The sequence below is a fragment of the Amycolatopsis halotolerans genome, assembly GCF_042647905.1.
Classification (GTDB): domain Bacteria; phylum Actinomycetota; class Actinomycetes; order Mycobacteriales; family Pseudonocardiaceae; genus Amycolatopsis; species Amycolatopsis halotolerans.
In genome coordinates, this window is the sequence record NZ_JBHRWI010000060.1 from 96,698 (window position 1) to 107,232 (window position 10,535).

At 65.4% G+C, this 10,535-nt stretch carries 9 protein-coding genes; 3 read left to right on the plus strand and 6 right to left on the minus strand.

Annotation, left to right across the window (positions count from 1 at the left end):
* Positions 1-53: 53 nt before the first annotated feature.
* The 4 genes from ACFORO_RS38740 to ACFORO_RS38755 all read right to left on the minus strand — a co-directional run bounded on the left by ACFORO_RS38740 (position 54) and on the right by ACFORO_RS38755 (position 4,711).
* A complete protein-coding gene (locus ACFORO_RS38740) occupies positions 54-1,658 on the minus strand; it encodes a DUF2079 domain-containing protein (protein ID WP_377870062.1) in 1,605 nt (534 codons plus the stop codon).
* A gap of 223 nt (positions 1,659-1,881) precedes the next feature.
* The gene (locus ACFORO_RS38745) at positions 1,882-2,256 is read right to left on the minus strand and encodes a hypothetical protein (RefSeq protein WP_377870063.1); all 375 of its coding nucleotides are present in this window, start codon (positions 2,254-2,256) and stop codon (positions 1,882-1,884) included.
* On the minus strand, positions 2,249-3,553 hold the full coding sequence (locus tag ACFORO_RS38750) for a pre-toxin TG domain-containing protein (protein ID WP_377870064.1): 1,305 nt from the start codon (positions 3,551-3,553) through the stop codon (positions 2,249-2,251). Before ACFORO_RS38750 ends, ACFORO_RS38745 begins: the two co-directional genes overlap by 8 nt.
* A gap of 237 nt (positions 3,554-3,790) precedes the next feature.
* On the minus strand, positions 3,791-4,711 hold the full coding sequence (locus ACFORO_RS38755) for a helix-turn-helix transcriptional regulator (RefSeq protein WP_377870065.1): 921 nt from the start codon (positions 4,709-4,711) through the stop codon (positions 3,791-3,793).
* A 135-nt stretch (positions 4,712-4,846) separates the two neighbouring features.
* Between ACFORO_RS38755 and ACFORO_RS38760 the strand changes: the two genes are divergently transcribed.
* The 3 genes from ACFORO_RS38760 to ACFORO_RS38770 all read left to right on the plus strand — a co-directional run bounded on the left by ACFORO_RS38760 (position 4,847) and on the right by ACFORO_RS38770 (position 6,732).
* A complete protein-coding gene (locus tag ACFORO_RS38760; protein ID WP_377870066.1) occupies positions 4,847-5,791 on the plus strand; it encodes an aldo/keto reductase in 945 nt (314 codons plus the stop codon).
* A gap of 89 nt (positions 5,792-5,880) precedes the next feature.
* On the plus strand, positions 5,881-6,303 hold the full coding sequence (locus tag ACFORO_RS38765) for a hypothetical protein (protein WP_377870067.1): 423 nt from the start codon (positions 5,881-5,883) through the stop codon (positions 6,301-6,303).
* A gap of 84 nt (positions 6,304-6,387) precedes the next feature.
* Positions 6,388-6,732, plus strand: coding sequence for an ankyrin repeat domain-containing protein (locus ACFORO_RS38770; RefSeq protein WP_377870068.1), 345 nt, complete (start codon positions 6,388-6,390; stop codon positions 6,730-6,732).
* 387 nt (positions 6,733-7,119) lie between these two features.
* On the opposite strand, the gene ACFORO_RS38775 is transcribed toward ACFORO_RS38770, so the two are convergent.
* On the minus strand, positions 7,120-7,929 hold the full coding sequence (locus tag ACFORO_RS38775) for a hypothetical protein (RefSeq protein WP_377870069.1): 810 nt from the start codon (positions 7,927-7,929) through the stop codon (positions 7,120-7,122).
* 100 nt (positions 7,930-8,029) lie between these two features.
* Entirely contained in the window at positions 8,030-8,500 is a 471-nt protein-coding gene (locus ACFORO_RS38780) for a hypothetical protein (protein WP_377870070.1), read from the minus strand.
* Positions 8,501-10,535 lie beyond the last annotated feature (2,035 nt).

Below are 10,535 nucleotides of genomic sequence, written 5' to 3' on the forward strand. Positions count from 1 at the left end.
CGAAACGTGTGCAGGGCGCGGGCGACGTCCTGCCAACTGAAACTGGTGGCTGCTCAGTGCGCGCCAGCAGCGGATTCGTGCAGCCGGTAGAACCGGCCACCGAGTACGGCGTAGACGGTGACCGGTCCGGTACCAGGACGTGAGGTGGCTTGCCAGGCGTTGCCGTCGGCGATTCCCGGTGCGGGGGAGGGAAGTCCGGTGATGCCGCCGCCGGTGACGACGTTGGCGGAGTCGGTGACGAGGACGCAGTCTGGGTGGAGGTCGGTCCATCCGGTGATGAGCGCACCGCCGGTGGATGTGACGGCTCCGTGAGCGGTGGGGAGGTCGGTGGCGGTGTTGGGGTTGATGGTGGTGCCGAGTTCGGGTCCGTGGCAGCCGAGGGTGAAGCTCTGGTTGAAGGGGTAGGTGCCGAGGGCTTTCGCTGCGGGGATGACTTGGCGTTGGATGTGGAGTTGGTCGAGGACGTCGGCGGCTTCGGTTCGCAGGGAGATGGGGGCGAGGGCGAGCGGGGCGTAGCCGCGGCGGGTGAGGTCGGCTTTGGCGCCGCCGATGGCGTGGGTGGTCAGGGATACCGCGCAGATGCCGATGACGACCGCGGTAAAAGGCCATTGTGGACGGACGAGCGTCGCCAGGACGAGGAGCGCGCTCACCGCTAAGGCGCTGACGATGGCGTAGCGGCTGATCAGCCCGATGTTCCCGCCGGGAGCCAGGTTGCTGGTGCGGCCCAGCGCGACGAGCACGGCGAGCGCGACGGCGTATCCCGCGATCCCGATCCATCCCGCGGCACGCGTGTCGCTCTTCGCGGCGATCCCGCACGCGGTGAGGAGCGCCGCGGTGAGCGCTCCGGCTAGGACGGCGAGCACGGCTTGGTCGCCGGACCAGAGGCTGCCGAGGGCGGCCGCAGCGGCGGAGAGACGGCCGTCGGGATCGAGTGCGGTGGTGGCCAGCGATTGGGTGCCGCTGGGTTTGGTGAGCAGCCAACCCGCCAGGACGACGGCTCCGGCGACCATCATGGCGATGGTTTTGGCGCGGTTTTCGTGGCGGAGCAGGAAGATCGCGGCGACGATGAAGAACGCGGGCAGTCCGGCGCCGAAGCTGAGGCTGGCCAGCAGCGCTGCGGCCGTGGCGGTCCACAGGCGGCCGCGGTGGGCTTGGGCGGCGGCGAGGACGGTGAAGAAGACGGCGGGGATCCAGCTGATGCCGTTGGTGCCTTGCAGCCAGATCTCGGCCAGGTGGGAGGAGAACAGCAGCCACGACATCCCGGCAGCGAGTGCCGCTTTCCGCTGCGGGGACAGGGATGCGGGCAGCATCGAGTACAGGCAGGCACCGATCCCGGCGATCAGGGCGACGGTGAGGACGGTGAGGACGCGGTTGTCGCCGCCGAACCAGGCGGCGTCGGCGTAGAACAGCAGCGAGGGGATGACGAAGGGCTGGTCGAGGTGGTAGGTGAACACCTGGCCTAGCAGGAGATGTCCGCGGTCGTCGGTGATTTTCGCCAGGACGTGCCAGTAGTCGAGCAGCACGTGTGCGCGCGGCGCGCGTACCGCGGTCCACAACGCCAACGCAGCCGGAAGAGCGGCGAACGCGGCCAGCACGACGATCCCGGCGCGGGGCTTTCGAACGGCGGGGACGGCGGCGGGGGAAGCGAGCGCGGTCAAGGCCTCTCCTGACGAAGTGGATGTCACTCCGGTCGGCGGCTTGCCGGACCTGCCCGCTGCGGATTGCGGATTTTTCGATGTGACCTGCTGTTTTTATCGCGTCAGGGATGGTCTGGACAAGCGTGTCCTTGCTCTCTGTTTCGGATGTAACGGAACAATGTGGGCAGAACGATGCTATAGCCCGCAGAGCGGAGGATCGCGCGGGAAATTTACCGAAAGCGGCTTAGTTGGAAGAAAACCATCGGGCCCGGCGGTCCCCTTCCGGAGTGTTCGACAGCCAGCACAAACCCAGCCTGGCGGACCAGTCGACCGCCTGGCAGTCGCGGACAACGCGTTCGACGGTGTCCTCGACGGACGAGGCGGGCCACGGCTCGAACCCTGTGTCGCCGATCTCTCCGACGACCATCAGTCCTTCGCGGAGCAGGTAGTCGAGAACGCTGGCGAAGAAGGCGGCGAAACGGTCGCTGTCCCGGGGAACGACCTGGAAGGCGTTCCAGATCAGCGAATCGACCGGGACCCAGTCGTCGAGGCCTTCGTCGAGCGTCGGGGCTACCACCCGTCCGATCTCGTGCGATTCCTTCACCGGCTGCTCATCCATCGAGATGCACCTTCAACCTCTTGCCGTCCGCCGTCGCGATGTCGATTGTTTCACCGCTCGTCTTGGACGTCAGACGCCATTGGATCGTCGTGCCGTCTTGCAGTGTGAACACGTCGGGAATCTTGTCACCCCGCGACGGAAGCTTCTGCGTACCCGCGGTCCAGTGGTCGAACAGCGTCCGCAGTTCGGTCGTGCTCGACACGGTTCTCACGCCGCTGTTCTTGCCCTGAGGCAGTGCGTCGAACGAAACGCGCCAGTCCTTGGCGCCGTTCTTCGCCGCCAGTTCGATCCCGCGGGAAACCTTGGCCGCTCGTTCGACGGCGACGAGTTTCTTAAGGGTGCCGCCCGCGATCGGGACGGCGGCCATGCCGTAGAGGGCCCGTTCGAAGCCGTCGAGTTCCTGCTGGGTGAACGCGTCCTTTCCGGCGATCGCCTCGACCGCGCTCTTGATGCTGCCGACCCCCGGAACGAAGTCCGTCACGGCCGACAGGACCGCCGCGACGTCCGGGTTGAGCGAACCGGAATGAGCCGGGTGGCCGAAGGCTTCGTCGAAGTCGAACTTGATGCCCTTCAACGACAGCCCGCCCACCGGCATCCACGGTGTGGACGTGAACTTGTCCAGGGTCTTGTTCGCGTCGGCGAGGATCGCGTTCGCCGCGGCCAGATCGCGCTTGGCCCCGGCGAAATCGCGGTCGGCTTGTGCCATGGCGGTGCGAATCCGGGCGGCGCTGTAGTCCAGTTGGGCCGCGGCCTGCGCGATGCCCGCCGCGGTCGCGGCCAGTCCGCGATTGTTGGCTTCCAGCGCGGCGAGGTCGATGTGGATGTCCAGATCGGGGAGCGCGTTGAACTGCGCGATGGCCGTCTTGGCGATCGCGGCCAGTTCGGGCAGCGACTTCACCACGATCCTTGTCGCGACGACAGTGTCGCGCAATTGCTGCAGCGAATCCTCGCTGAACTCATCGAGTGCCTGATGCGCCCGGGAAATGTCTCCGGCGTCGATCGCCTTGCCGACCTCGGCCAAAGTCTGGGCGGCTTCGTCGAGTGCGTGGCCCGCGACTTGGCCGATGCCCTGGCGCAGGTGCCCGAGTACCAGGGCGCCTAGTTGAGTGCGTGCGACCGCCTTGCCCACCACAAGTGCCGTCTTGGCCCGGTCGGCGGCTTTGCACACCGCGAGCTCTGGATGCCGGTCGCAGAGACCGGCCGCCTGGGCGGGCATCGCCACGAGCATCGCGATGATCGCGACGACGAGGCCGACGACGCCCCCTCGGCGTGCGGCGGCCTGAGCACGGAAACGCACCCGCGTCCTCCTTGATCTTGATCAGCGGAAGAAAGAGTAAGACACGGCCGCGGCGACCGGCGGCCGCGAGGACGTATTTGTGTCGGTGGGCACAAATACGTAACGGAAATCGTGGATGTCGCAATGAATAGCAGATTCCGAGGGAAAAGGGCCTGGCCGGATCCCTTGCCAGGAGTGCGAGGAAACGGCAGAGCGCCAGCACATTCCTGAATCGCGGGCCGGGCGAACCGCGACGGATCAGCGAGGTTCGGGCCGAGGCGAGGGGCGGGCGGGCTCTGTCGCCGGGGATTGTGTGGCTGCCCAGCTGGCGAGGAATTTGATCCGGTCTTCGGATTCGGTGCCGGGCTCGGCGGTGTAGGTGATCAGGTCGTGCACGGCTCGGCCGGGCAGGGGCAGGTCGAGGGACTGGAAGGTCAGTTCCAAGCGGCCGGCTTCGGGATGCCGGAGCCGTTTGATGCCGTCGTGGCGGATCAGGACGTCGTGCACGGCCCAGAGGCGGCGGAACTCCGGGCTGAGGGTGCACAGCTCGCCGATGAGTTCGCGCAGCGCCCGGTCGTGGGGCTCACGTCCGGCCTCGGCGCGCAGGAGAGCGGCGGTGGCGTCGCAGGCGGCGTCCCAGTCGACGAAGAAGTAATGCGCGCTGGGGTCGAGGAAGATGTAGCGGGCGAGGTTGGGACGGCCGCGCTCGTCGACGGTGGTGCTGCCGAACATCGGCGCGTACAGGGCTCGGGCCAGGGGATTGCTGGCGACGACGTCCGTGCGGCCGTTGCGGACGAACGCCGAGGACATCGTCATGGAGTCGAGCAGCCACTGGACCTGGGGCGGGACCTCGACGTCCCGGCGACGCGACGGCGTGCGGCTCGCGGACCGCGATGACCGGGCCAGGTCGAACAGGTAGGTGCGTTCGTCGTCGTCCAGCCGCAGGGCGCGGGCGACTGCCTCGAGGACGGCTTCGGACACGCCGCCGATGTGCCCCTTCTCCAACCGCGTGTACCACTCCGTGCTCACGCCGGCCAGGACGGCGACCTCCTCGCGCCGCAGCCCGGCGACCCTCCGCCGGGCGCTGGTCGGCAGCCCGGCCTGCGCCGGGGTGATCTTGGCGCGCCGGCTGGCAAGGAAGTGCCGGATTTCGGCGCGGCTTCCGGACTGCTGGTCCATGCCGTTCACAGTAGCCGTGGGCCGCGGCGCGAAAGGGGTTGAAGCAGTACCCCCAATAAGCGCGACCTTCTCGGACGGCGGCCGTCGCGGTCTCGTGGGATCGAACGTTCGGAACTGAGAATGGAGCCAACGGACATGACGAGCAAGACGCCGACGGTGGCGCTGGGCACGTGGGCCTGGGGAGACAGCGGCGAGGCGGGCGACGGCTATTTCGGCAGCCAACTGACCGCGTCCGGCCTGCGAGAAGTCGTCGAGAAGGCGCAATCGACCGGGTTCACGCTGTGGGACACCGCGGTGGTGTACGGCATGGGCCGCTCGGAGACGGTCCTCGCTCAGGCGCTGAAAGGCTATGCCCGCAGCGAGTACCAGCTGTCGACGAAGTTCACCCCGCAGATCGCGAGCGATGGCGACGATCCCGTCGCGGACATGCTGGAGCAGAGCCTCGGCCGATTGGGCACGGACTATGTGGATCTGTACTGGATCCACAACCCGGCCGACGTGGCCCGCTGGACGCCGCTTCTGATCCCGCTGCTGGAGAGCGGCCGGATCAAGCACGTCGGCGTCTCGAACCACAACCTGAAGGAAATCGCTCTCGCCGATCAAATCCTCGGCGAGGCCGGTTTCCGGGTAGAGGCGGTCCAGAACCACTACAGCCTGCTGTACCGGAGTTCCGAGCGCGCGCGCATCCTGGAGCATTGCCGCGAGAACGATGTGCGGTTCTTTTCCTACATGGTCCTCGAACAAGGCGCGCTGACCGGCAGGTACAGCCCGTCCCGCCCGTTGCCGGAGGGCAGCAGCCGGGCAGCCGTGTACAACGACATCCTGCCCCAACTGCAGGCGCTGACGGACCGGATGGGAACGATCGGCGCGACCCGAGGCACGTCCGCCGCCGACGTCGCCACCGCCTGGGCCATCGCCAAGGGGACCACCCCGATCATCGGGGTCACAAAGGCGGCTTACCTAGACGGGTTGGTCCGCGCTCATGACATCACGCTCGCAGACGAGGAGATCGCGGAACTGGAGTCACTGGCGGACGCCGCGAACGTCGACACGCGCGGCAGTTGGGAGCAGGATATGTAGCAGTCGTCGACGGCCGAGGGAGAGAGCGGGAAGCCGCTTCTGGCTGTCTCCCTCGGCGTCGGTCAGATAGTGCTGGAGGAATACTGACAGTGACTAGCTTTTCGGATTTCGCCAGCTACGGCGACAGCTACTACGGAGGTGGCATAGCTCGGTTTTCGTTCGGCCTGCTGGTGATTTCTTCTCCGGACAGCGTCGACGACCACTCGGGTTGGGATCCCGCGCGGGAAAATGTGCACGCTGGCAAGGATTCACTGCATGTGCCCGTTCGCCAGGCGGCGAGCGGGGTGGTTGCTGTCTCGTGTGTCGAAGAGCCGGTCGTTCCGGAGGGGCTTGAGCTGCTGCATCGTGGTGTTATTCAGTTGACTCGATCGTCAGTATTGCTCTATGACCCGAATGGCCAGCTTCGCCTGGAATTGCCCGTGGAACGCGACTTGAACGCGGTATCTGTCTACGGTGACGACGCGACGGAACCGGCCGAGATTGTTGTGGTGCTCGGCGTTCCCCGGTGTTGACCGCTGGTTCGGATGATCCACCTGTTCAATGAAGAATTTTCAGTAATTGACTTAGATGTCTCGAGTGGTAGATAAGGTGTTCTTGTGGTTGAATATATGACTCCTGCGCATATCGCGGTCGAGATGAGCGATCTGCCTGCTCTTCGGGACCTTTTGGATAAAGGGGTCGACGTCAACGAAGAATGCAACGGAATGACGCTCTTGCATCACGCGATTGATGCCGAAGGCGATGGTCACGTGCAGACGGGCAATCCATTGCATGTCGACGTCACGGCTTACCTTCTCGCTCGCGGAGCCGATCCGCTTCGTCGAACCACTGATTCCGCGCGGGTGACGGCGGAGGAGATGGCTCAAGGCTACGGTCATTGGCTGGCGCTCGCCCTGATTGAAGCATGGAAGCAGCAAATGAGCCGGCGGTCTGGTATGTGAATCCGGTCGGGGCGATGGGGACCGGCCGGTCCGGGATATGCGGCGGCGCATGCGGGCCATCAAGTGATGCCCGTCCTCTGCGGGAGCCAGCTGAACCAGATGCTCTGCGCCTGGTAGTTGTTGTTCGTATCGCTCTGCCTGGGGACAGCCTCAGATGCTGCCTGACGGAGCGTACCTGCCGTAGCTGCGTCGACCGCGCCGCCTACCGCCCGGACGTGCGCCACCCACGATCTTGCCCGAGCTGATCCGCCTCGCCATCGATGCCTTTCCCGAGACTGGCCGCTGCCTCCGATGCGACTTCTCGCACCGGAGGCAGCGGTCTCGTCGGCGATGGACGGCAGTTCCATTGTTCAAGCGGTTGTTCGTCCCTGGGCATACGGTCCTGCGTCAGTCGTGGACGGTGAGGCAGGCTTGGTGATCGATGTCGGTCCAGCCGAGACATAGCTGCAGGTTGTTCGGAAAGTCGTTGTTCATGACGAAGTGCTGCTTCACTGTGCCCAGTTTGCTGCAGGTGTAGAAGCCCAGGCGGAACACCCGGCCGTTGGCGTACAGCACTGGTGCCGCGCAACTGGAGTCCGCCCAAGGCGGAAGGCCCTCGCTCGCATCGAGAGTGTCGACGTGGAGCTTCTCCCCGTGTACGTTCTCGCAGACTGAGCGGAAACCCAAGGGCCCCAACCAGCAGCTGTCTCCCGAATACGGCGTGATGCCGCTCTTCGCGAAGTTCGGTGTGTGCTGCGCAGCAGCCGGGATGCCCAAACAACCCTCCCAGTTGTTGTTCGCTGACGAGCCGGGTTGCGACGTGTAGGCGGTCACCACGTTGTCGGTCTCGACGTTGACGATCACGATGGCGTCGATGTTTGGCGACGAGATGGTGTACGAGACGTTGTTCTTTCCGCTGGCCGGCCCTTCGTACTTGGCGTTCTTCAGCACATGTTCGATGCACTGGACTGTCGCCGTGGTGAATGGCGGGCGGCGATCGTCGATGTGCCGGACACCGAAGCCGGCTTTATCGCTGGCGTCATGGCGGCCGCAGCGCAGGTTGACGGTGCGGTAGGTGTCCGCGTTGCGCACCGATGTGACCAAGTAGTCCTCGGCGGTGGCAGAGTTGAAGCAGTCCTGATATCCCTTGAGCGGCGAGGCCGCAGTCGCGGTGGTGTTCGCGGCGAGCAGAGCCCCCGTCGTGATGATGGCCAGCATTCCGAGGCGTCTGAAAATGTCGGCAAAGCCTGGCGATCTCATGACAGTTCCCGAATCCTTCCTGGCAACATGGACGAAGCATTCCGGTTTCTGGAGGATGTCAGCCGAGCGCGCGGCGGAGTTCGGTGACAGCTGTGTCTGGGAACGGGTGCGGCCAGCCCGGGATGATGCCTCCCGGTTTCGTTGCCGCGCTGACGGTCTCGAAGCCGCGCAGGAAGGCGCTGGCGAGCTCGTGGCGCGGCGCGACCTGTCGTAGCAGCACTTCGCCTCGTTCGGGTGTCCAGTCCGGCGCGGTGATCCAGGTGCGGATCGCGACCGCGTGCACCACCAGCGCGAGGTGGTCAGCTACTGGCGAGGCGAAGTCCAGGAAGACCCCGCCTGGTTCATCGCCCCACAGCACGGACTGCAACTCCACCACCGGTCTCGGGCGTGCGAGGTTCGCGACGGCCTGTGCGAGGTCTCCGAAGGCGTCGTTGAGCCCCGTTGCGTGGAAGGTTTGCCGTTGAGGACCGGAGCCCAGCGTCAGCCTGCACCAGGCCGAGCGGAATTCGAACGTGACGTCATCAGCCATGGCGCGATTCTCCCTGACCGGTTGGACACCAGTTTTCCGGGCAGGTGTCCGTCTGTTCTCCCGGACGAATGATCAGATCAACGTCGTTACCCTGGGCGGGCGTGACTGAGCCCGCGTCGGTAGGTGGCTATTGGGATGCTCCTGGCCTTATTCCGGCCGTGCAGCGGTATCTCGGAATCATCGGGCAGGCTCAGCAATGAGCGCAATCGCCGGTGCGCGGCGTCGGTCTGCCCGCTCTCCAGTGCGCGGCGGAGCATCCGGTCTGAGGTCGGGTTGAGAAACTCCACCGCTGCCGCGGGCTAGTGGTCGATGCGCAGCTTCCGGCCGTCCCAAGGGAAAACCGATGTCGGAACAAGGCCTTGCTGGTGCCAGCCGCGGGTTTCTGCGCGGACGCGGTGCCGTGCGCAAGCGTCGCGGCGGCGAGCACCGCCAGGGTGGCTCTTCGCCGATGATTGTTCCGATCACAGCTATTCTCCCCGTTGCTCAAGGAACCGAGCACATGCGAGCGGACGCGAAGCACCGGGCTGGTGCGCGCCGATCTATACCTCGCAGTGACGCTGAAACCGCATATTCGCAGCGGTGAGGCGAATGAATTCCCCTGCATGCAGCTGATTCTCCCGTTCAAGCCATACGGTCCTGACATTCCCACAACCGCCATGATTGGCGCAAGGACGGCTGGCGCACCCTAGACGAGTGAACATCGCCGCCGTTCGGCGGCTATTTCGAATCGGGCCGTCGGGCGCGGGAAAGTCGGGCGAAACCGGAAGAGAAACTGCCTGGAGAAACGATTGCGCTGAGCCGTGACGGTTTCGCATGTCTCGCCTGGTAGCATTCATCCGTGCCGATCTTCGCGCTTGTCGGCCCCGTCGGAATGGATTCGCGTCCGACCCACGCTTGTTTCCGTGTATCCACCTGGCGAGAAGCTCTCCCGTCGGAGGTGCGGCCCGGAAGCCGGCCCAGGGCCGTTCAAGGGGCGGCCTGTCTGTACGTGAAGTGCGCATTGCGGCCCGCTGAGCCTGCGCCGGCTGCGACCTCGCGCACGTAGCGTGCGCTTGTCGTCAAGCGATGCAGCGGCAACCGTGCTTTGCGTAGCGAGCGTTGGTCCCGTGGGCAGGCAGGACGCGAACGCGGTCAGGAAGTGCTATCTCTCGCGCCGCGTCGGACGGCACAAAAAGGGGCTGAACCCGCAGGTCCGGCCCCATCTGGTCGGGATGACAGGATTTGAACCTGCGGCCCTCCGCTCCCAAACCGGGAACGGCTAAGCGCAGTGCTGCACCAGTATAGCCGCTGGTCGGCGACGAGCGAAAACCCTCAAATAGGAGGGTCGCAGAATGATCTTGTGCTTTGCTGGCATCGGCCAGCTGTCGGTGCGGCAGTTTGACTGGCCTGAATGGGGTAGGACACCCCGAAGCATTCGGGTGGAAGCTGGATGCGGCCCCACTGTCGTCGTGGATTTCTTTCGGCAATTAATGCGAGCTTGAGCGAGCCGGGCAGGCGTGCGCTCGACCTGGGCGGGGGAGTAGCGCCGCTCACTCGGGCTTTCGTGGCCAACCAGGCGGCCGCCGAGCGCAGAATCTCTGCTGGCTAACTGGAGCACGCTCCGCGTGCGAGACCGGCTGGATCCGATATTGCCGCGGCAAGAGCGATGAGGCGGCCGACGACGCCAAAGCATCGAGTCGGCCAACTTCAGACTGTGACCGTTTGATCGCTTCCGGTGAGGTACCTGGTAAGCGGTGTGGAACTCGCGGCTCTGGTGCTAGCGTTTGGTTGCTGTACAACCGAATAACGTGATCGTCAGGGGAAGCCGGGCAAGAGCCGGCGCTGACTCGCAACCGTAGGCTCGCCTCGTGGCGGGCAAGTCGGAATGCCTGACGGTCACGAGTGGCTCCACCGTCGAAGACTGCGGAACGGGGCCCGGCCGCGCGTGCGCTTGACTGGGGTGTCGCGGTGACGGGTCGCGTTCAAGACCACTCACCGCAAAGGACTTCCCAATGGGGTTTGTCAAGTCATGCTGCCGCCGGGATCGGGGGTGAAG

What these genes read in the sequence shown, in the direction of transcription:
- ACFORO_RS38745 (WP_377870063.1), bottom strand. Translation starts at nt 2,256, where the DNA reads ATGGATGAGCAGCCGGTGAAGGAATCGCACGAGATCGGACGGGTGGTA.
- ACFORO_RS38755 (WP_377870065.1), bottom strand. Translation starts at nt 4,711, where the DNA reads ATGGACCAGCAGTCCGGAAGCCGCGCCGAAATCCGGCACTTCCTTGCC.
- ACFORO_RS38760 (WP_377870066.1), top strand. Translation starts at nt 4,847, where the DNA reads ATGACGAGCAAGACGCCGACGGTGGCGCTGGGCACGTGGGCCTGGGGA.
- ACFORO_RS38775 (WP_377870069.1), bottom strand. Translation starts at nt 7,929, where the DNA reads ATGCTGGCCATCATCACGACGGGGGCTCTGCTCGCCGCGAACACCACC.
- ACFORO_RS38780 (WP_377870070.1), bottom strand. Translation starts at nt 8,500, where the DNA reads ATGGCTGATGACGTCACGTTCGAATTCCGCTCGGCCTGGTGCAGGCTG.